Origin of the sequence: Saccharothrix coeruleofusca (genome assembly GCF_017876325.1) — a bacterium.
Lineage (GTDB): Bacteria > Actinomycetota > Actinomycetes > Mycobacteriales > Pseudonocardiaceae > Actinosynnema > Actinosynnema coeruleofuscum.
The window spans coordinates 7,691,333-7,711,743 of the sequence record NZ_JAGINV010000001.1 but is presented as its reverse complement, the minus strand read 5'-3'; the positions used below and the strand labels follow the sequence as shown (position 1 = coordinate 7,711,743).

General features: G+C 72.9%; 20 protein-coding genes. 5 read left to right on the top strand and 15 right to left on the bottom strand.

Translation table 11 applies throughout. The annotated features are described in order from the left end of the window. Positions 1 to 56: 56 nt before the first annotated feature. The gene (locus JOF41_RS35980) at positions 57 to 1,616 is read left to right on the top strand and encodes an alpha/beta hydrolase (RefSeq protein WP_209623956.1); all 1,560 of its coding nucleotides are present in this window, start codon (positions 57 to 59) and stop codon (positions 1,614 to 1,616) included. 179 nt (positions 1,617 to 1,795) lie between these two features. Then, positions 1,796 to 2,575 carry a transposase family protein gene (locus JOF41_RS35975; protein WP_209621087.1) on the top strand — a complete coding sequence of 260 codons (780 nt, stop codon included), beginning with the start codon at positions 1,796 to 1,798 and terminating at the stop codon, positions 2,573 to 2,575. 252 nt (positions 2,576 to 2,827) lie between these two features. Here JOF41_RS35975 and JOF41_RS35970 read toward each other — a convergent pair whose 3' ends face one another. The 3 genes from JOF41_RS35970 to JOF41_RS35960 all read right to left on the bottom strand — a co-directional run bounded on the left by JOF41_RS35970 (position 2,828) and on the right by JOF41_RS35960 (position 5,764). Beyond that, the gene (locus tag JOF41_RS35970) at positions 2,828 to 3,511 is read right to left on the bottom strand and encodes a response regulator (RefSeq protein WP_189224575.1); all 684 of its coding nucleotides are present in this window, start codon (positions 3,509 to 3,511) and stop codon (positions 2,828 to 2,830) included. After that, positions 3,508 to 4,734: a sensor histidine kinase gene (locus JOF41_RS35965; RefSeq protein WP_209623955.1), complete on the bottom strand. Its 1,227-nt coding sequence runs from the start codon at positions 4,732 to 4,734 to the stop codon at positions 3,508 to 3,510. The genes JOF41_RS35970 and JOF41_RS35965 overlap by 4 nt, the downstream gene beginning before the upstream one ends. Before the next feature lie 169 nt (positions 4,735 to 4,903). Next, on the bottom strand, positions 4,904 to 5,764 hold the full coding sequence (locus JOF41_RS35960) for a helix-turn-helix transcriptional regulator (protein WP_189224574.1): 861 nt from the start codon (positions 5,762 to 5,764) through the stop codon (positions 4,904 to 4,906). Between the two features lie 102 nt (positions 5,765 to 5,866). On the opposite strand from JOF41_RS35960, the gene JOF41_RS35955 reads away from it, so the two are divergent. After that, a complete protein-coding gene (locus JOF41_RS35955; RefSeq protein WP_189224573.1) occupies positions 5,867 to 6,613 on the top strand; it encodes an SDR family oxidoreductase in 747 nt (248 codons plus the stop codon). Between the two features lie 192 nt (positions 6,614 to 6,805). Here JOF41_RS35955 and JOF41_RS35950 read toward each other — a convergent pair whose 3' ends face one another. Next, positions 6,806 to 7,168 carry a VOC family protein gene (locus JOF41_RS35950; protein WP_189224572.1) on the bottom strand — a complete coding sequence of 121 codons (363 nt, stop codon included), beginning with the start codon at positions 7,166 to 7,168 and terminating at the stop codon, positions 6,806 to 6,808. A gap of 123 nt (positions 7,169 to 7,291) precedes the next feature. On the opposite strand from JOF41_RS35950, the gene panB reads away from it, so the two are divergent. After that, entirely contained in the window at positions 7,292 to 8,149 is an 858-nt protein-coding gene (gene panB / locus JOF41_RS35945) for a 3-methyl-2-oxobutanoate hydroxymethyltransferase (protein ID WP_189224571.1), read from the top strand. Positions 8,150 to 8,184: 35 nt separating this feature from the next. Next, entirely contained in the window at positions 8,185 to 9,120 is a 936-nt protein-coding gene (gene pip / locus JOF41_RS35940) for a prolyl aminopeptidase (RefSeq protein ID WP_209623954.1), read from the top strand. Here pip and JOF41_RS35935 read toward each other — a convergent pair. The 11 genes from JOF41_RS35935 to JOF41_RS35885 all read right to left on the bottom strand — a co-directional run bounded on the left by JOF41_RS35935 (position 9,092) and on the right by JOF41_RS35885 (position 20,001). Continuing rightward, the gene (locus JOF41_RS35935) at positions 9,092 to 9,862 is read right to left on the bottom strand and encodes a helical backbone metal receptor (RefSeq protein ID WP_209623953.1); all 771 of its coding nucleotides are present in this window, start codon (positions 9,860 to 9,862) and stop codon (positions 9,092 to 9,094) included. The two genes, pip and JOF41_RS35935, sit on opposite strands and share 29 nt — an antisense overlap. A gap of 4 nt (positions 9,863 to 9,866) precedes the next feature. Then, a complete protein-coding gene (npdG, locus tag JOF41_RS35930; RefSeq protein WP_189224568.1) occupies positions 9,867 to 10,538 on the bottom strand; it encodes an NADPH-dependent F420 reductase in 672 nt (223 codons plus the stop codon). 12 nt (positions 10,539 to 10,550) lie between these two features. Next, positions 10,551 to 11,954 (bottom strand): RNB domain-containing ribonuclease, encoded by a 1,404-nt coding sequence (locus tag JOF41_RS35925; RefSeq protein WP_189224605.1) that lies wholly within the window; start codon positions 11,952 to 11,954, stop codon positions 10,551 to 10,553. A 21-nt stretch (positions 11,955 to 11,975) separates the two neighbouring features. Next, positions 11,976 to 12,161, bottom strand: a complete 186-nt coding sequence (locus JOF41_RS35920) for a hypothetical protein (protein ID WP_189224604.1) — start codon at positions 12,159 to 12,161, stop codon at positions 11,976 to 11,978. A gap of 94 nt (positions 12,162 to 12,255) precedes the next feature. Further along, positions 12,256 to 12,858 (bottom strand): hypothetical protein, encoded by a 603-nt coding sequence (locus JOF41_RS35915; RefSeq protein ID WP_307867691.1) that lies wholly within the window; start codon positions 12,856 to 12,858, stop codon positions 12,256 to 12,258. A 20-nt stretch (positions 12,859 to 12,878) separates the two neighbouring features. After that, positions 12,879 to 13,886, bottom strand: coding sequence for a C40 family peptidase (locus JOF41_RS35910; protein ID WP_189224567.1), 1,008 nt, complete (start codon positions 13,884 to 13,886; stop codon positions 12,879 to 12,881). A 2-nt stretch (positions 13,887 to 13,888) separates the two neighbouring features. Next, a complete protein-coding gene (locus JOF41_RS35905; RefSeq protein WP_189224566.1) occupies positions 13,889 to 14,497 on the bottom strand; it encodes a hypothetical protein in 609 nt (202 codons plus the stop codon). Further along, positions 14,497 to 16,380, bottom strand: coding sequence for a hypothetical protein (locus JOF41_RS35900; protein ID WP_189224565.1), 1,884 nt, complete (start codon positions 16,378 to 16,380; stop codon positions 14,497 to 14,499). The genes JOF41_RS35905 and JOF41_RS35900 overlap by 1 nt, the downstream gene beginning before the upstream one ends. Next, positions 16,377 to 19,271: an ATP-binding protein gene (locus tag JOF41_RS35895; protein ID WP_189224564.1), complete on the bottom strand. Its 2,895-nt coding sequence runs from the start codon at positions 19,269 to 19,271 to the stop codon at positions 16,377 to 16,379. Before JOF41_RS35895 ends, JOF41_RS35900 begins: the two co-directional genes overlap by 4 nt. Further along, positions 19,246 to 19,719, bottom strand: coding sequence for a hypothetical protein (locus JOF41_RS35890; RefSeq protein ID WP_189224563.1), 474 nt, complete (start codon positions 19,717 to 19,719; stop codon positions 19,246 to 19,248). Before JOF41_RS35890 ends, JOF41_RS35895 begins: the two co-directional genes overlap by 26 nt. Before the next feature lie 3 nt (positions 19,720 to 19,722). Then, a complete protein-coding gene (locus JOF41_RS35885; RefSeq protein WP_189224562.1) occupies positions 19,723 to 20,001 on the bottom strand; it encodes a hypothetical protein in 279 nt (92 codons plus the stop codon). Between the last annotated feature and the right edge of the window lie 410 nt (positions 20,002 to 20,411).

The window sequence follows — 20,411 nt, the reverse complement described above, 5'->3', positions numbered from 1 at the left end:
ACTCCGGCCGCGCGTGGTGGAAGTTGTGGCCTGGCAGTCACACCTACGATCGACCCGTGCGCCGTTCACTGCTGCTCGCCCTCGCCCTGCCGCTGCTGGCCTCGTGCACGACCCTCGTGACGGGCGAGCCGCGCGCGGGCACCACGCTGGAGCAGCGCGGGCCCGCGGGCGCGGTGCCGTCCGGGCTGGAGCGCTTCTACGGGCAGCAGCTGGCGTGGGAGGACTGCGAGCCCTACGCCACCAACGAGACCACCCAGCGGCTCTACCGGGGCAAGAAGAACCTGGAGTGCACCCGGCTGGAGGTGCCGCTGGACTACGGCAAGCCCGACGGCCGCACGATCAAGGTCGGCCTGCTGCGGCAGCCCGCCTCGGGCGAGCGCATCGGCTCGCTGCTGCTCAACCCCGGCGGCCCCGGCGTGTCCGGCATGTCCACCGCCGCGCAGCTGGCCCCCGGCGTCCGGGGAGGCGAGCTGGGCGAGCGGTTCGACCTGGTCGGGTTCGACCCGCGCGGGGTCGGCTCCAGCGAGCCCAGGGTGCGCTGCCTCAGCGACGCCGACCGCGACGCCGAGCGGCTGGACGTCGACCTCGACACCTCCCCGCAGGGCATCGCGGAGACCGAGCGGGAGAACAAGGTCTTCGCCGACAAGTGCGCCGCGAGCACCGGCGTGGAGCTGCTGGCCGCCATCGGCACCCGCGAAGTGGTGCAGGACCTGGACGTGATGCGGTCCGCGCTGGGCGACGAGAAGCTGACCTACCTCGGCTACTCCTACGGCACGCACATCGGCGCCGAGTACGCGGAGAAGTTCCCCGGCAACGTCCGGGCGCTGCTGCTGGACGGCGCGGTCGACCCGGCGCAGAACCAGGTGGAGAGCCTGGTCGCGCAGGGCGCGGGGTTCCAGAAGGCGTTCACCGAGTTCGCCGCCTGGTGCGGGCAGCGCCAGGACTGCGCCCTGGGCTCGGGCGACCCGAACACCGCGTTCCGCGAGCTGACCCTGCCGCTGGCCGAGCGGCCGGTGGAGGTGGGCGACCGCAAGCTGTCCTACAGCGACGCCATCACCGCCGCGATCCAGGCGCTGTACTCCTCCCAGCTGTGGCAGGCGCTGAACACCGGGTTGAACGAGCTGCGCGACAACAACGGCGAGACCCTGCTGACCCTGGCCGACGCCTACTACGACCGGGACGGCCAGGGGCGGTACTCGACCCTGACCGACGCCTTCGTGGCGATCAACTGCGTCGACGACGAGCGGGTGACCGACCGCGCGGTGCTGGACGAGGTGGCCCGCCGGTACAAGCAGGCCGCGCCGTTCCTGGACGACGGCAGGCCCGCCGTGGGGGCGCTGGACCCGTGCGCGTTCTGGCCGGTGCCGGTGACCAACTCGCCGGGCGTCGGGTCGGTGCAGGGGCTGCCGCCGGTGCTGGTCGTCTCCACCACCGGTGACCCGGCCACCCCCTACCAGGCGGGCGTGTCGCTGGCCGGGGCGCTGGGCGGGCGGCTGCTGACGTTCGAGGGCACGCAGCACACCGTGTACCTGCAGGGCAACACGTGCGTGGACGAGGCGGGAGACGCCTACCTGATCTCCGGCACGCTGCCCGCCGAGGGCACCCGCTGCTCCTAGCAGCCGTCAGCCCCACACGCCCGGCGCTGATGTCACCCGGCTATGGGCGTGTTGGGCGTGTCGCCCCGCGAGTCGAAGAGCGTTATTCATAGCTTCTGAGCTGGGCTGGTAGCGCAACAGCCCTGTCCGGGTAGGGTCGGTTTCCTTCCACAGAAACGATCCACCACGAGGCAGGGCTGTTGCGCTACCAGTCTACGACCGGGCTCGACCATGATCAGATCCGGGAGTTGGTCGCCCGTGTCCACCAGCTCGTCCACTCCCGCCAACCGCCGGTGGGGCGGCCGCCGTTGCTGGGCCTGTACCGGCAGGTGCAGTTGACCCTGGTGCTGCTGCGTCAGAACCTGTCCCAGACCGTGGCCGCGGACTGGTTCGGGGTCAGCCAGCCCACCGTCTCCCGCGTCTTCCGGCGCATCACACCCCTGATCGAGCAGGCGCTGTGCCTGCACACTCCACCCCTGCCCGCAGCGCTGACCGGGCGGGTGGTGCTGGTGGACGGCACGTTGATCCCGACCGGCAACCGGGCCGGGCACAAGCAGAACTACAACGGCAAGCGCCACAAGGCCGGTCTGGGCGTGCAGGTACTGGCCACCCTCGACGGCGTCCTGCTCGACGTGGCCGCCCCGGTGGCGGGACGCACCCACGACCGACTGGCTTTCACCGAAGCCGGCTACGACACCCTGCCGGCCGACACCCCGACCATCGGCGACCTGGGCTACCAGGGCACCCCGGCCATCCGACCCCGCCGCAAACGCCCCGGACACAAGACCCACACCCCCGAAGACGAGGTGTGGAACACCGGCATCAAACAGATCCGCTGGGCCGTCGAACAGGCCATATCCCACTTGAAGAACTGGAAGATCCTCGCCACCGGCTACCGGGCACGTCTGGCCGAACTACCCGACATCATCCGCATCGTCGCCACCCTGGAGTACTACCGCCTCGGCTGGCAACCCCTCTGAATAACGCTCGAACGCTCAGACACCCTGAACTCAACATTCGCGCACCCCGACCCGCACTTTCGCACCCCGACCCGCGCTTCCGCGCGCTCCGCTCCGCGCTTCCGTGCCTCGGGTAGTAGTTACCGGCCCTGCCAACCCCGTCGGGTAGTACTTGCCCACGCACCAGGGGGGCGACCCGCCGTCCTTGGCGACCTGCCGCGCGGCGAGCGCGCTTTTAAATCCTCCAACGCTCAGTTCACCGTGCCTGAACGCTCAGTTCACGGTGTCCGGAGGTTCGACTCGCGGGGTGACCAGGCCGGTCTCGTAGGCGACGACGACGGCCTGGACGCGGTCGCGCAGGCCGAGCTTGGCCAGGACGCGGGCCACGTGGGTCTTCACGGTCGCCTCGGACAGGTGCAACCGCTTGGCCAGTTCGAGGTTGCTCAGCCCGCGCGCCAGCAGGCGCAGCACCTCCAGCTCGCGCGGGGTCAGCGAGGACAGGTCCCGGTGCACCGGGGGCGCGTCCTCGTTCCGCCGGGCGAACCGCTCGACCAGCCTGCGGGTGATGGTGGGGGCCAGCAGGGCGTCGCCGGAGCGGACCAGCCGGACCGCCGCGACCAGCTGCTCGGGGCTGACGTCCTTGAGCAGGAAGCCGCTGGCCCCGGCGGTCAGCGCGGCGTAGACGTAGTGGTCGAGGTCGAACGTGGTCAGGATGATCACCTTCGGGTCGTCCGCCGCCCCGGTCAGCACGCGCCGGGTCGCCTCGAGGCCGTCCAGCTCGGGCATCCGCACGTCCATCAGCACCACGTCCGGCCGGGTGCGGCGGACCGCCTCGACGGCCTCGGCACCGGTCGCGGCCTCGGCGACCACGTCGATGCCGTCGGCGGCGAGGATCATCCGGAAGCCGGTGCGCACCAGCGCCTGGTCGTCGGCGACCACCACGCGCGGGCCGGTCACGGGGCCTCCAGGGGGATCAGCGCCGTGACGCGGTAACCCCCGGCGGGGCGCGGCCCGGCGCGCAGGGTCCCACCGTAGACGGCCAGGCGCTCGCGCAGGCCGAGCAGACCGAGCCCGTTGCCGGAGGTGGACCCGTCCGGCTCGCCACCGGTGTCGGTGACCTCCACGCGCAGCCGGTCCGCGCCGTAGTCGACGGTCACCTCGGTGCTCGCGCCTGCCGCGTGCTTCACCGCGTTGGTCAGCGCCTCCTGCACCACCCGGTAGGCGGCCAGCCCGACCCCGGAGGGCACCGGGCGCCGCCTGCCGCGCACGGTCAGCTCGACCGGCACCCCGGTGTCGCGCACCCGGCCGACCAGGGCGTCGAGCTGGTCCAGGTCCGGCTGCGGGGCCAGCTCCGCGGCGGTGTCCGGCGCGAGCAGGCCCATGACGTGCCGCAACTCGGCCATCGCCGCCCGGCCGCCCGCCTCGACCGCCAGCAGCGCCTCGCGGGCCTGCTCGGGGGCGGTGTCCATGACCTTGCGGGCGGCCCCGGCCTGGATGACCATCACGCTGACGTTGTGCGTCACCACGTCGTGCAGCTCGCGGGCGATGCGGGCGCGCTCGCGCTCGGCCGCGCGGCGCACCGCCTCGGCCTGCTCGCGCTCCAGCGCCGTGAGCTGCCGCAGGCTCTCGTCCGTGCGCAGCTTCCACGTGCGCAGGCCGTTGGCGGCTACCACGATCGGCACCAGGACCAGCATCGTCACGTACTTGGTCGGCACGGTCGGCAGCGTCGTGTTCCCGGCCAGGCCGACCGCGGCGACCGCGCCCACCACGCTGGCCAGCGCCCATCCCCGGTGTGGGCTGTAGGCGGCGGCGCTGTAGGCGGCGATGACGCAGGCGTAGAAGGTGAGCCTGGCCCCCTCCGGGGGCGTCAGCAGGGTCGCGGCCAGCACGACCCACAGCACCGCCAGCGGGTAGCGGCGACGCAGCGCCAGTGGCACCGATGCGGCGACGGCCAGGAAGACGCCGAACGCCACCACTTCCTGAGTGGGCGTGGCCATGACCGGCAGGCCGCCGACGACCGAGGGAACGAGGTCGTCGGCGCGGTCGAGGGCGTAGTCGACCGTGCCGACGCACACGATCAGCGCCAGCGCCGCGTCGAAGGCGTAGCCGCGCCAGGTCGGTCGCGGTATCGGCCCCGGTGGGCCCAGCAGCAGCCCGGCCCAGTGCCGCAGTCGTTCCACCGGCTCATTCTGGTCGACCGCCGCGCCCGCGCGGCATCCTCCGAGATGATCATCCGCGTACACCGGACGCCTACGCCCCCAGGATGACGCGCCGGCAAGTACTACCCGGCGTGGTCCTGGGGGCCGGTAACTACTACCCGCCCACGGCGTCACCCCGGGCGGGTAGTAGTTATGCGCTCGGTGGGAGCCCTCGGGTAGTACTTGCAGGTGCGGGGATGGAGGCGGCCCAGCTCGCCAGCAGGCGCAGGCGCTCCTCGCTCGGCGAGCCCACCGGGGCGGCGTAGGTGTTGATCGTGATGTCCGGGTCGTCCGCGAGCACCAGCGTCTCGTAGTTCAGGTCCAGGTCCCCGACGACCGGGTGCCGCATCCGCTTGACCCCGTGGGTCTTCTCCAGCACCGAGTGCTGCGCCCACAGCTTCCGGAACACCTCGTCCTTCACCGACAGCTCCTCCACCAGCGCGGTCAGGCGCTCGTCCTCGGGGTGCCGCCCGGCGTCCAACCGCAGGAACGCGACGGTCTCCGCGGCGATCCGGTGCCAGTCGCGGTAGAAGGTGCGCGCCGCGGGGTTCAGGAACGTGTAGCAGACCGCGTTGTGCATGGACCGGGGCAACTCCTCGAAGCTGTAGAGGGCGCCCGCCAACCTGTTCCACGCCAGCACGTCCGTGCGGCGCCCCATGACGAACACGGGCATGTCGCCCATCATCTCCAGCATCCGCCGCATCCCCGGCCGCAGGCGCTGCGGGGCCGGGCGCTTGCGGGGCGCGGGGCGGACCAGGTTGCGCAGGTGCAGCCGCTCGGTCCCGTCCAGGCGCAGCACGCGCGCCACGGCGTCGAGGACCGCGTCCGACACGGCGGGCGTGCGCCCCTGCTCCAAGCGCATGTAGTAGTCGACGCTCACGCCCGCCAGCAGGGCCAGCTCCTCCCGCCGCAGCCCCGGCACGCGCCGCCTGCCGCCGCCGGGCAGGCCCACGTCCTCCGGGCTGATGCGAGCTCGGCGGGAGCGCAGGAATTCCCCCAGTTCGTGGCTCACGCAGCCAGTATGGCCCGGTCGCGAGCGCCGAACCTAGCCCTGCCGGACCTAGGGAAAAGCGGAGCCAACGGACCTCCGCGCCACCCGCCCCAAGGTTGGGCCATGACCACTCACGACCTCAGCAACCGCACCGCCGTCGTCACCGGAGCCGCCAGCGGCATCGGCGCGGCCACCGCCGTCGCGCTGGCCCGCTCCGGCGCGAAGGTGGTCCTGCTGGCCCGCCGCGCCGACCGGCTCGCCGAGCTGGCCGCCGGGATCACCGCCGAGGGCGGGCAGGCGCTCCCCTTCGCCGCCGACGTGACCCGCGACTTCGACACCGCGCCGATCCGCGACGCCTTCGGGCGGGTGGACATGGTGGTGAACGCGGCGGGCGTCATGCTCGTCAACCCCTTCACCGACAGCCGCACCGACGAGTGGGCGCGGATGCTGGACACGAACCTCGCGGGCCTGCTGCGGGTGACCGACACCTTCCGGCCCGACCTCGTCGAAGCCGCCCAGGAAGGCCCGGCCGACCTGGTGAACGTCTCCTCCATCGGCGCCCACCTGACCCTCCCGACCTTCGCCGTCTACTCCGCCACGAAGGCCGCCGTGACCCACCTGTCCGCCAACCTGCGCACCGAACTGGGGCCGCTGGGCGTGCGGGTGACCAACGTCGAGCCCGGTGTGGTCGACACCGAGCTGTCCCAGCACATCGACAACCCGGAACTCGTGGCGCAGCTGCCCGCGGTGTTCGCCGGGGTCCAGCCGCTGTCCGCCGAGGAGGTGGCCGATGCCATCGGGTACATCACCAGCCTGCCGCGCAACGTCAACCTGCCGCAGGTCGTCATCCAGCCGACCAGCCAGTTCTGACCGGCCAGGTCCGACCGGCCAGGTCCGACCGGCCAGGTCCGACCGGCCAGGTCCGACCGGCCAGGTCCGACCGGCCAGGTCCGACCGGCCAGGTCCGACCGGCCAGGTCCGACCGGCCAGGTCCGACCGGCCAGGTCCGACCGGCCAGGTCCGACCGGCCAGGTCCGACCGGCCAGGTCCGACCGGCTGAGCTCAGCCCGCCACGCGGCGGCTGAGCAGGCAGAACTCGTTGCCCTCCGGGTCGGCCAGCACGTGCCAGCTCACCTCGCCCTGGCCGATGTCGACCCGGCGGGCGCCCAGCGCCTCCAGGCGCTCCAGCTCGGCGGCCTGGTCGCGGTCGGTGGGGCTGACGTCGACGTGCAGCCGCAGCTTCCGCACCTTCGGCTCGTCGACGGGCTGGAACAGCAGCGTCGGGTGCTGGTCGGGCAGACCTATCTCCACCGAGCCGTCGTCGTCGCGGCCGAGCACCCGCCAGCCCAGCACTTCGCACCAGAAACCGGCGAGCGCTTCGGGATCGGTGCAGTCCAGGACGAGTTCCGTGATGCGGCAAGCCACGGCGTGTGAGGCTACTCGCACCGGGTGCACATCGCGGCCCGCCGGTGTCACGCTGGTCGGGTAACCGTGCAACGAGACCCGGAGACCCGCGACGGCGCGGGCTTCGAGGGAGGACGGTCGGCGATGACCTCAGCGGCTGAGGTGGCGGCGCCCTACGGCAGCGGGGCGGGCAACCAGGCCCCCGCCAAGCGGGTCCGCATCCACCACCTGCAGGAGCTCAAGGAGCGCGGCGAGCCGTGGCCCATGCTCACCGCCTACGACATGTACACCGCCGAGCTGTTCGACGAGGCGGGCATCCCCGTCCTGCTCGTCGGCGACTCCGCGTCGAACAACGTCTACGGGTACGACACGTCCCTGCCGGTGACCGTCGACGAGCTGATCCCCCTGGTCCGCGGCGTGACCCGCTCGGTGAAGCGGGCGCTGGTCGTGGCCGACCTGCCCTTCGGCTCCTACCAGGTGTCGGTCGAGCAGGCCGTGGCGACCGCCGTGCGGTTCATGAAGGAGGGCCGCGCCCACGCGGTCAAGCTCGAAGGCGGACGCCACTTCGCGCCGCACATCGAGGCCATCGTCAACGCGGGCATCCCGGTCATGGCCCACATCGGGTTCACCCCGCAGAGCGAGCACCAGCTCGGCGGCTACCGGGTGCAGGGCCGCAACGACAAGTTCGAAGCCGTGGTCGCCGACGCGCTCGCCGTCGAGGCGGCCGGGGCGTTCGCCGTCGTGCTGGAGATGGTCACCTCCGAGGTGGCCAAGCAGATCACCCACGAGCTGCGCATCCCGACGGTGGGCATCGGGGCCGGGCCGGACACCGACGCGCAGGTGCTGGTCTGGCAGGACATGCTCGGGCTGCGGCGCGGCCGGGCACCCCGGTTCGTCAAGCGGTACGCCGACCTGGCCGGGGTGATGACCTCCGCGGTCCAGCAGTTCGCCGCCGAGGTCCGGGGCCACCAGTTCCCCGGTCCGGAGCACGCCTTCCACTGATCGCGGTCGGGGCGGGGTCGGGCAGAGTAGGGGGCATGTACCCCGAGATCGAACCCCACGAGCAGGGCCTGCTCGACGTCGGCGACGGGCACCGCGTGTACTGGGAGGTCAGCGGCAACCCGGAGGGCAAGCCGGTGGTGTTCCTCCACGGAGGACCCGGCGGCGGCAGCACGCCCGGCCACCGCAGGCTGTTCGACCCCGCCGCCTACCGGATCGTGCTGCTGGACCAGCGCGGGTGCGGCCGGAGCACCCCGCTGGCCAGCGAGCCCGGCGCGGACCTGTCCGCGAACACCACCTGGCACCTGGTCGCCGACCTGGAGCTGCTGCGCGAGCACCTGGGCATCCAGCGGTGGCAGGTGTTCGGCGGGTCGTGGGGCAGCACGCTCGCGCTGGCCTACGCCGAGACCCACCCCGAGCGGGTCACCGAGCTGGTGCTGCGCGGCGTCTTCACGCTGCGCAAGAAGGAACTCGACTGGTACTACGGCGGCGGCGCCGGGTTCCTGTTCCCCGAGCTGTGGGAGAAGGTCGTCGCGCACGCGCCCGACGGGGACGTGATCGGCACGTACTCGCGGCTGCTCAACGACCCCGACCCGGCCGTGCACGAACCGGCCGCGGTGGCGTGGAGCGTGTGGGAGGGCTCGACGGTCACGCTGCTGGAGCGGCCCGATCTCGTCGCCCACTTCGCCGAACCCCAGTACGCCCTGGCGTTCGCCCGGATCGAGAACCACTACTTCGTCCACAAGGGCTGGTTCGAGGAGGGGCAGCTGATCCGCGACGCGGGCAAGCTCGCGGGCATCCCCGGCGTGATCGTGCAGGGGCGCTACGACGTGGCCACGCCCCCGGTGACCGCGTGGGAGCTGCACCAGGCGTGGCCCGGCTCGGAGCTGGTCATGGTGCCCGGCGCGGGCCACGCCTACGACGAGCCCGGCATCCTCGAAGCGCTCATCGCAGCGACCGATCGATTTCGCTGAGCAGCGCGGCCCTGGCCGCCACCAGTGACGGGCCGTACCAGGTGAGGTGGCGCCCGGAGACGTGCACCGGTGTCATGCCGGGGAACGACTCCGGGCCGTCCTCGGGCGTGAACCGGTACGGCTCGTCGGGCAGCACCACCAGGTCCGCCCCGCAGGACCGCAGCTCGGCCAGCGGCGGGCGCGGGTAGCGCTCGGGGTGGTCGGCGTAGGCGTTGGCCACCCCCAGCCGCAGCAGCACGTCACCGGCGAAGGTGTCCCGGCCGACCACCACCCACGGCCTGCGCCACACCGGCACCACCGCCGTGGCCCGCACCGGTTCGCGCTGCCGCCACAGGGTTTCCGCCTCGACCAGCCACCCCGGCTCCACGTCCCAGGCGGTGGCCAGCAGGCGGCGCAGCGACCCCAGCGCGGCCAGGACGGTCGCGGGCGCGACCGTCACCCACACCGCGATCCCGTTGGCGCGCAGCCGCTGCACGTCCTCTGGCCGGTTCTCCTCGCTGTTGGCCAGCACCAGGTCCGGAGCCAGCGCCAGCACCCGGTCCACGTCGGGGTACTTCGACCCGCCCACCCGCGCCACGTCCAGCTCCGGCGGGTGGGTGCAGTAGTCGGTCGCGCCGACCAGCACCGCCGGGTCGACGGCGTCGGTGAGCACGGCCTCGGTGAGCGAGGGCACCAGGCTGACCACGCGGCGCGGCGGGCCGGGCAGCGGGACCGGCTCGCCCAGGTCGTCGACGGGGATCACGGGGTCAGGGCAGGTCGGTGATCCGCAGGCCCGCGTGGGCCTTGTAGCGGCGGTTGATGGCGATCAGGTTGGCGGTGAACGCCTCCACCTGGTGGGCGTTGCGCAGCCTGCCGCCGTAGACGCCGCGGAAGCCGGGCACGGTGTCGGCCAGCGCCCGCACCAGGTCGGTGGCCTCGCGGTCGTCGCCCAGCACCAGCACATCGGAGTCCAGCTCGGTGACCGACAGGTCGGCCAGCTTGACCGCGGAGACGTGGTGGAACGCCGCGACCACGCGCGAGTCCGGCAGCAGCGCGGCGGCCTGCTGGGCGGCGCTGCCCTCCTCCACCGGCAGCGCGAACGGCCCCTGCTTGTCGAAGCCCAGCGGGTTGACGCAGTCGATCACGACCTTGCCCGCCAGCGGCTCCCGTAGCGACCGCAGCAGCTCGGCGTGGCCCTCCCAGGGCACCGCCACCAGCACCACGTCGGCCCGCTCGGCGCAGGCGGCGTTGTCCGCGCCGCTGACGTGGTCCACGCCCGCCGCGTCGCGGACCTCCGCGGCGGCGGCCTCCGCGCGCTCGGCCCCGCGCGAGCCGATGACCACGGTCAGCCCGGCCTTCGCCCAGCGCAGCGCCAGGCCCCTGCCCTGCGCCCCGGTTCCGCCCAGGACGCCGATGGTGAGTTCCCCGATCTCCGTCACCGGGCCATCACATCACACGCGCTCGAAGACGACCTTCCGGCGCTCGGGGTCGGCCTCCACCAGGCGAACCGCGATCCGCTCGCCCTCGGGCAGGTTCTCGCCGGTGCAGCGGCCCATCACCGGTGGCTGCGGGGTGAACACGTCCGCGCCGTTCGCGTCGGCGCGCAGCACCACCGCCTCGAACCGGTGGCCCACCCGGTCGGCCAGCACCCACGCCTCCACCTGGTCCAGGCACGCCCGCTCCACCTTGGCCGCCAGCGCGTCCGACCCGCCCATCAGCCCCGGCAGCCGCGGCAGCGCGGCGCGCAGCCAGTCCGGCACCTCGCGGCCCGCCGTCACCGCCAGGCACACCTCGGCGGCGAACCGGTCCACCAGCCGCCGCAGCGGCGCGGTGACGTGGGTGTAGGGGGCGGCGACGCCTGCGTGCGTGGTGACCGCCGGGATCTCGCCGTCGAACGCGGTGTAGCCCGCGCCGCGCAGCAGCTTGGTGGCGTCGACGAACAGCGCCAGCGACTCGGGCCTGCTCGGGTCCAGCCCGGCCAGCAGCCGCGACGGCGTCACCTCGGCGGGCCAGGGCACGCCCAGCGCGTGCGCGGAGCGGCGCAGCGCGGACACCGCCTCCCCGTCCGCGTCCGGCAGCGTGCGCAGCACGCCGACCCGCGCCTCCAGCATGATCTTCGCCGCGGACATGCCGGTCAGCAGCGAGATCTCGGCGTTCCAGGAGTCCACCGCGGCCCTGGGGCGCACGGCCAGCTTCCAGTCGCCGTCGCCGTTGGGCACGATCTCCTGCTCGGGCAGCTGCAGCTCGACCGCGCCCCGGTCGACCGCGCGCTCGCGGCGCAGCGCGCCGAACTCCGGCAGCGCCGCCACCGACGGGTGCGCGGCGCCCCCGTCGAACGCCGCCTGCACGCCCTCGTACTCGAACTGCGCGGTGGAGCGGACCACCGCCCGCCGCACCCGCACGTCGACCGGCTCGCCGTCCGCGTCGCACTCGAAGGTCCACAGCACCGCGGGCCGGATCTGCCCCGGCAGCAGGCTCGCCGCGCCCTCGGACAGCTCGGTCGGGTGCAGCGGCACGTTGCCGTCGGGCAGGTACAGCGTCTGGCCGCGCCTGCGCACCTCGGCGTCCAGCGCGCCGTCCGGCGGCACGAACGCGCCCAGGTCGGCGATGGCGTAGTGCACCCGGAAACCGCGTCCGGCGCGCTGGACCAGCAGCGCCTGGTCGAGGTCCTTGGCGCCGGGCGGGTCGATGGTCACCAGCGGGAGGTCGGTCGCGTCCTCGCGGTCCGCGCCGTCGAACCCGGCGGAGACCGCGCGCCGCGCTTCGGCCAGCGCGTCGGCCGGGAACTCCTCGGGCAGCGCGAACTCGCGCCGGATGCCGGTGAAGTCCAGGTCGGCGCGGCCGGTGCGGATCACCACGGAGGCCACGCGTGCACCTTAACGCGCGTTCCACTCCTCGTCGGCCTCGTCGGCGGCCTTCGTGCGCTCGCGGGCGATCTCCAGCGCCCGCGCGGCGGTGGCCCGGTCGGGGTAGGGGCCCATCCGGTCCATCGCCCGGCAGCCGAGGCCGTGCTCGGGCTCGCGGTGGGTCAGGCAGTAGTACCAGGCGTCCGGGTCGACCATGCCGTCAAGGTTGGCACGCCGCGTGTCCGCTGTCATGCCAGGAGCGTCTGCAAGTACTACCCGACGGGGGTCGGGTAGTACTTGCAGACGCCGGTCACCACTTCCACTTCTTGCGCGGGGCCTGGACCGGGACCTGGGGCGGGGCCTGGGGCGGCACGGGCAGCGGGCCCGAGGGCGGGCCCTGGTACGGGCCTGGGTGGGGACCGGGGTGGGAGCCTGGGTGCGGGCCGGGCTGGGGGTGCCCCTGCGGCGGGAAGCCGCGCGGCGGGGTGTTCTGGGTGGCGTTGGCGAACTCGGCCGGGATCGGGTCCAGGCAGGACACCAGCACCACGCGGTTCTCCGGGTCCTCGATGCGCTTGCCGTAGCGGTCGCGGTAGACCAGCTCGCCGTCCGAGTCGATCTCCGCGATCGCGCCGACCTCGGCCAACTGGTCCTCGTCCAGGTCCACCAGCCGCTCCCGGCGGGAGGGCACCACCCGGTACACCGGCCACCTCAGGTGCGCGTAGGACCGGTGGAACTCGGCCAGCAGGTGCGCCATCTGCTGCTGCCACGGCAGCGGCATGGCCTCCACCAGCGACCGGGGCAGCACCGCGTAGTGCTGGTCCACCCCCGGTGGCTGGGAGCTGAGGTAGTCCCTGGTCGGCGTGGTGGAGGCGGGCGGTCCCGCGGGGCGCTGGATGGGGTCGGGGGTGAACATCAGTGCCTCCCTCGCACGACTTACACGCCCGGCCGGACGGCCAGCGGCATCAGCTCGTGGTAGTCCCAGTTGATCTTGCTGATCTTCACCACGTCACCGGTCTGGGGGGCGTGGATGTACTCGTCGTTGCCCAGGTACATGGCCACGTGGTGCACGCTCACCGGGTTGGCCGGGTTGGTGGCCCAGAAGATCAGGTCGCCCGCCTTGGCCTCGCGCACCGGCAGGTGCGCCCCGCCGGACATGTACTGGTCGTTGGCCACGCGCGGGATCTTCACGCCCACGCTGGCGAACGCCTTGACCAGGATGCCCGAGCAGTCCCACTGGTCGGGCCCGTTGCCACCCCACTGGTACGGCTCGCCGAGCTGCTGCTTGGTGAACTCGATCGCCCCGGCCGCCACCGAGGACGCCAGCAGGAACTGCCCCGCCGCCTGGCCGCAGCCCGCCGGGTCGACCACGTCGCCCAGCTCGCCGATCAGGAAGGCCGCCATGGCCTCCCAGTTGTGGTACCGGTCCGGGAACGCCGAGCGCTCCACGGCCTGCGCCGAGTCGCCTGGCCTGCGCTCCTGCCAGTTCGGCACGGCCTCCAGCACGTCGTAGAACTTGTTGATGGCGTAGATCGGGTCCATGACCTGCTCGGGCGTGCCCCAGCCCATCGACGGCCGCATCTGGAAGATGCCCAGCGAGTCGCGGTCGCCGTAGTCCAGGCTGCGCAGCCCGGACTCGGTCATGCCCGCCTGGATGGCGATCTGCCAGGCCAGCGGCGGCAGCTTGCGCTCCTGCCCGATGGAGATGATCTTGGCGACGGTGCCGCGCTGCTCCTCGTTCAGCCTGCTCGCGTCGTGCCTGCCCTTCTCCGCGCCACCGCCCTCCCACGGGCCGATGGCCGCGTTGCAGCCGACGTTGCGGATGCCGAACGCGCCCCCGCCCTCGGTGGGCGTGGTGCCGCTGATCACCGTGGACACGCCGTTGGTGACGGCGACCGCGACCACGGCCACCACCGCGGTGACCACCAAACCGACCTTCAGCATCCTCAGCCCACCCTGCTGTACTTGTGCACGCGCCAGCCCTCGGGCAGCTTCACCACGGTCAGCACGAGCTTGCCGGTCTCCAGCGCCGCTTCGAAATCAGCCGAATCGGTGGTCGCCCCCGTCCGGGTGATGGGGCCCTTGATCTCGTTCGGCACGTTGGCCGGGTCGACCGACTGCAAGGTGGGCAGCAGCTCCTTCGACGTCCACGGCTCCAGCCCCTTGAGCCACTGCTCGTTGCTGGTGCCCGGCGGGTGGTCGACCCAGGCGTCCACCCAGTTCTCCGCGGTCAGCTGCACGTCGCCGGGCAGCTGGACGGCGGAGGAGGGCGGCGGGGTCGTGGGGCTGGGCGCCTTGGTGGGCAGCGGGCTGGAGGTGACCGAGGGCAGCACGCCGATCTGGTTGCCCGACGGCGGGGGCGCGGCCGGGGTCGAGCCGCCCGCCGGTGGTGTCGCGGACTTCGAGCCCACGGTGTTGGGCAGCACCACGCTGAGCGTGGCCACCAGCGCGGCGAAGCCCACGATGGTGGCGACGAGGTGGTTGGGTGAGCGCAGCGGCCAGCCCCACAGCCTGCGGTAGACCGCGGCCCGGCCCCGGTTGGTCCTGATCGGCATCAGCTGTCCCTGACTTCCAGCCCGCGCGACGGCCGGTAGATCACGTGCACCTGCCGCCCGGCCACCACTTCCGTCTCAGCCCGCCGCGGTCCCGGCACCACCGGGCTGTCCGCGGCCCTGGCGAAGGCGCCGGTCACCCGCGAGGGCACCAGCACCGCGTCGTCGACCCGGTCCCAGCCGCGGTCGGCCACCGGCGGGGCGTCCACCAGCCTGGACCCGCCCGCGACGGGCAGCGCCTGCGTCGGGCCGCCGTAGCCGCCCGCGGGCAGCGCCGCCACACCCGCGCCGCCCGACGCGGCGGGCAGCTCGCCCGAGGCGGGCCGCCGGTCCAGCCGCTGCGCGGTGGCCACCACCGGGTTGGCCGCCTCCGGCCGCACCCGCCGCCGGTCCCGCTGCGGCACCTCGACCTCGTCCGGGTCGCTGTCGCGCACCGTCTCCCAGAACTCGTCCTGCGGCGACGGGCCGGGCTTGCGCTTGCGCAGGCGGGAGAGCAGGCCGCCGCTCATCGGCAGCGCGTTGCTGGCCGAGCCGACCGACATCTCCACCATCTGCCACATCCGCCGCATCGGCTTGCCGATCACGAAGCAGACCAGCGTGAGCATCAGCGCCAGCAGCGTCCTGGTCAGCAGCGACAGCCCGCCGGCGTTGAAGATCGCCTGCAGCATCAGCGCGTGCGTGCCCGCCAGCACGGCCAGCACCAGCACGTTGAACACCGTCGCCGCCGCCGCCCGGCCCACCTTGCGCAGCAGGTCGTGGTGGATCAGCGCGACCAGGCCGATCAGCGGCCCGGCCAGGGTGAGGATGCGCAGCAGCAGCTGCGCCAGCAGCACCGCGGCCTTGGCGAACAGCTGGAACAGCGAGAACGCCACCGCCTGCAGCAGCGACAGGAAACCCGCGCCGGTGCGCCCGCCGTCGGCCCCGGTGAAGTAGCCCTTCACCGGCCCCAGCTGGCTGCCGATGGCCTTGTACTCGTTCCTCTTGGCCTCCAAGGCGGCCTGGTCGCCGTCCTTGTGCTCGGCCAGCTCCTGCGTCGTCCACGCCTGCGTGCCCAGCAGCCGGGGGCCGAACTCCTTGGCCTGCGGCGCTTCCGGCGAGCCGAACTCGCCGCGCAGCCAGCTCTGGTAGACCACCGCGTCGTGCAGCCGGGACGGCAGCACGTGCAGCGTGCCCTGCTCCTCCGGGGCCTCGATGAACCCGGCCTGGATCTCCGAGGTCTTGGTCACCAGCGTGCTGTCGAGCAGGTTGTAGAACTGCGGCAGCGCCAGCGTCGAGGTCGCCAGCCACATCGCGGCCAGCGCCCACAGCCCCCGCTTGCTGATCGAGGCCAGGTCGCCCTGCCAGATCTGGCGGAACATCAGCACCGCCAGGATCAGCGCCACCAGGCCGAACCAGCGCAGGTAGACGTTGTCGTAGACCTTCTGCACGCCGCTCTTCACCGCGTCGTCCAGCGGCACCAGCAGGCCCCGGCCCATCACCGTGTAGTGCAGCGCGTTGGTCGCGCCCACGATGTTCTTGCCGATGTTGAACAGCTCGTTGCCCATCCAGGTGTCGATCACCGCGGCGGTGTCCGGCAGCTGCAGGCAGCTCTCCTGGTAGACGTGCCACACCATGCCCGCGTACCCGTAGGTAAGGTACGGGGTGTCCTTCAGGCCGTTGCCGATCGGCGGGTCCAGCGCGCCGACCATGCCCGAGCCGGGGCGCTCCGGGTTCGGGGCCTCGCCGCAGGCCGCCGCCTGCGCCGCCGGGGCGCCGATGACCACCTGCAAGCCGAGGACGGCGGCCACCAGCAGCACGGCGCGCGCGCGGGGGCGGGGACCGCGCTTGAAACGCCGCCGCGCGTAGAGCGCGACGGCGACCAGCGCCACCAGCGACAGCAGCGTCATGCCCGTCCTTCCCGGCCGGTGCGGCGGTTTCCTCCCTCGCCGTGCGCGGAGTCGACCAGCTCGTCGACCAGCCCGACCTCCAGGTCCGCGGCCAGCTCGTCGTCGTAGTCGTCCGGGTAGCCGTCCGACGAGGCGGCGGCGGGCGAGCTGTCCTCGGTCCGGGCGAACGGGTCCTGCCTCGGCGCGGAGACCTCCACCTCGGCGGGCAGCCTGGTGTCGCGCAGCGCGTCCGGCGTGGTGTCCAGCGCGTTGCGCAGGTGCTCCAGGTGCGGACCGGAGAAGTCGATCCGGATGCGCTCCACGCCGCCCGCGCCGTCGGCGAAGATGAACTGCCGGGGCGCGCGGTCGCGCTCGGTGGCGTTGCGCGCGCCGCCGGGGCGGCGGCCCAGGCTGGCCACCACCTGCTCGTAGCCCGCCCCCACCGGCACCTTCAGCAGCCGCAGCGCGTCGGCCTGCGCCTGGTCGTCGTCCAAGCGGCCGACGAACACCGAGTCCAGCAGCGCCACGAAGCCCTGGATCTTGAGGAAGTCCGCGGGGATCTGCGAGGACAGCAGCACGCGGACGTTCCACTTGCGGGAGTCGCGGGCGAACCGGTTCATCAGCACCCGGCCGGTGGGCACCTCGGACAGGAAGAACGCCTCGTCGATCCAGACGCCCTTGCGCAGGTCCTTGGGCCGCTCGTAGATGGAGCGCTGGGTCAGCCACGCGGCCAGGTTCAGCATCTCCACGCCGAGCGCTTCCGCGTCGGTCCAGTGCTCGCGGCCCACCCCGTCCTTGGGCAGGTTCAACCCGGCCATGGTCAGCACGGTGAGCCGGTCGTCGCGCTGCTCGCGGTAGGGGTCGGCGTCCTGCTCGGGGATCAGCAGCGACATGCGCTCGCGCATCTCGTCGAGGAAGTCCGCGACCACCACCGCGTGCTCGTGGTGCTCGCTGGCGTCCCGGCGCAGCGCCTCGAACACCTGGCCGGGGTGGGCGTCGGGACGGCCGCCGACCGTGCGCACCGCGCGCAGCAGCACGATCCGGGTCTGCGGCAGCCTGGCCACCTCGTACGGCAGCAGGCCGGTCAGCGCGTCCAGCACCAGGCGGCGCCGGGTGGCCGCGGCCAGCGCGCGCTCGCGCCGCCACGCCCGCTCCGGGTCGTCCTCGTCCAGGAAGTGCTCCAGCAGCGGCTCGGCCACCACCCGGTAGGGGTTGAGGATGCCGGGCTGGGCGTTGAGCAGGTTGATCAGCCGGGCGTGCGGGCGCAGCTCGGGCAGCTCGCACAGCGCCGCCAGCGGGCCGGAGGGGTCCAGCAGCGTCCAGTGCGCGCCCGCCCGCAGCGTCTTGTAGACGATGCCGCCGCCCAGGAACGACTTGCCCGCGCCCAGACCGGCGACCATCGCGGTCAGGCCCGAGGCGTCGCGCAGCTCCTGCGCCATCCACGGGTCCCAGGCCACCGGGCGGCGGGTCGCGGTGCAGGTCTCGCCGAGCAGGATGCCGCGCCGGTCGCCGACCTCGGCGGTGGCCGTGGGCACCGCGCTGGCCGCCCACAGCACCGAACCGCGGCGCAGGTAGGCCGAGGACGACAGCGGCTCGCCGGGGATGAACTCCCGCGCCAGCGCGTACTGCGCCTCCGGGTGCTCGATGGCCACCTTGGGCTTGTAGAGGTCCAGTAGCGCCTGCGCCAGCCGCAGCGCCTCGCGCTCGGTCGGCCCGGACACCGCCAGCCGCCACCAGCTGCGCACGCGGGTGCCCAGCGAGGTGAAGCCGGAGGTCATCTCGTCGTCGATCTCCAGCACCCGGCTCGCCTGCCGGGCCAGCGACTGCGGCGGCTCCAGCTCGTGCTCGTCGGTGTAGTGCCGGACCTGCGAGCGGACCTTGTTCATCTGCCGCTGCAGCTCGCCCGCGACCTCCTCCGGCCTGCGCACGTAGATCCGCGCCGACCACTCCACCGCGGCGGGCAGCCGGTCCGAGCGCTGCACCCACGGGTCGTCGACCTCGGGGATCTGCAGGCCGTGCATCAGGCCCACGGTGAGCACCGCCACGTGGCGCTTCATCCCGGCGTTGGAGCCGGTGCGCCCGCGCACGGTGACCGTCGGCGAGTACGGCTCCTGGTGGAAGTCCGCCGCGTCGGTGAAGCTGGCCAGGTCCTCCGGCTCCCAGGGGGCGCCGGGCACGGCGGGCAGGTTGCGCGGCGCGGGCAGGCCCAGCGAGCACGACCGGTGCATCAGCCAGGACATCTCCTCGGCGGTGGCCGGGCGGCCCTCCAGGCCCGCCGAGCCGATCACCTGGTCCAGGTGGTCGACCTCGGACTCGATGGCCACCAGCTCGGCGTCCACCGCGTCCGGGAAGACCTTGCGCAGCACCGGGGCCGCGCGCTCGACCGCGCGGTCCATCATGTTGCGGGTCTGCACCTGGACGCCGAGGTAGACCTCCTTCTCCGCCATCGAGCGGCCCATCAGCTGCTGCTGCTCGCCGACCATGTAGTCGTCGAAGCTGAGCGTGCCGGGGGTGTCCGGGAGCCGCCGCACCGCGTTGTGCACGTGCGCCTCGGCCCACATCCTGATCGGGTACGGGCGCGTGGTCACCCGCAGGTGCATCCAGCGGCCCTGCAGCTCGGCGTACTGGCCCGCGATGGCCGCGATCAGGTCCTGGCGCTGCGAGTCCGACCGGAACGACCAGCGCTGCGGCGCCAGCTTGTACCAGGCGTAGACCTCCTGGCCGGTGCGCAGCAGGTGGCCGTCGATGCTGCGCGCGGCGATCGACGGCGTGTAGCTGGGCACGGCCTGCTCGCCCGGCAAGCGCCTGCCGCGCTTGCTGTAGACCTTGCGGTCCTGCCCCGCGGCAGCAGCGTGCTGGGCGACGTGCTGGGCCGCGGAGCGTCGGTCACGGTCTCGCCGGCGTCCGAACACCGCGAACCTCCTTCTTACGGCGGTCTGGCTGCCTGCGCTGGGATCGGGCGCTCGCGGCAGCGCGCTGCACACCCCTTGGACGTTTGCGAGGCCGCTGCTGGTTGACCCGGATTCGCGCGGCGCTGGCCGCGCCCCCGGCGCCGGAGGTCCGCTCGCGGGGCGCGGTCAGCTCCCGGACCCACATGGTCAGCACCGCGGACAGCGGCCGCTCGTGGCTGATCCGGGAGGTGATGAACCTGGTCAGGATGATCGTGCCGACGAACGCCCAGGCCGTGCTGAAGAAGCCGAACCCGACGCCCACCTGCCGCTCGACCGTCATGATCAGCAGGAACACCGCGATGCCGACGCCCCACGCGACGTAGCGGGCACGCCACGGGAAAGTCGCCTTGGGCGGGCCGAGCCAGACGGCGTCGACCCGGTAGACCTCGTCGTCAGTGCGTACCCGCAAGGGTCACCCGCCGGTGAACAGGCCGGCGATCCACTGGCCGATGTTGGCGCCCGCGTTCGTGGTCACGGCCAGCCCGATGATCGCCAGCGCGATGATGACGCCGCCGAGGCGGCGCATGACCCCGGCGTTGTCCCCCTTGCCGCCGCCCAGCCACAGCAGCAGCACGGCCACGGTGAGCAGCAGCAGGGGCACCAGGTTGTCGAGGATCCACTGGCGCACGCCGCCTGTGCCGAAGGTTGGCCCTTGCTGCTGGGCGAGTGTTACCAGGGTCATGGCGGTCATCTCGTACTCCTGAGTACGCGGGACTTCGCCGGACGGGCCGAGGGGGGCACGCCCGGTTGGTGCGCTATCGAGTAGAACACGTCTTCGTCACGAGGTGTATCGCTCGCTGAGCGCTCGGTAGGTCAAGGCCCGTTCCCCTCGCACTGGATTACGTCTAATCTGACCACGGACATCATGGGGTGGGGGGAGCGGGTGGAGAACCGGGAGCACCGGATTCTCCCGTTTGCTGGGACAGTTCACCTGACTGCGAACACGCTGGTCACGCACCGTGTGCACGACCCCGGCCCCCTGTCCGCCCGCCAGCTCGACTGCCCCGTTCGACCGGATCACCGTTGGTCCGTTCGGGTCAAAACCCGACAGGGACGACTCCGAGGAGGCGCCCGCATGGCACACCCACCCGAAGCCACGCC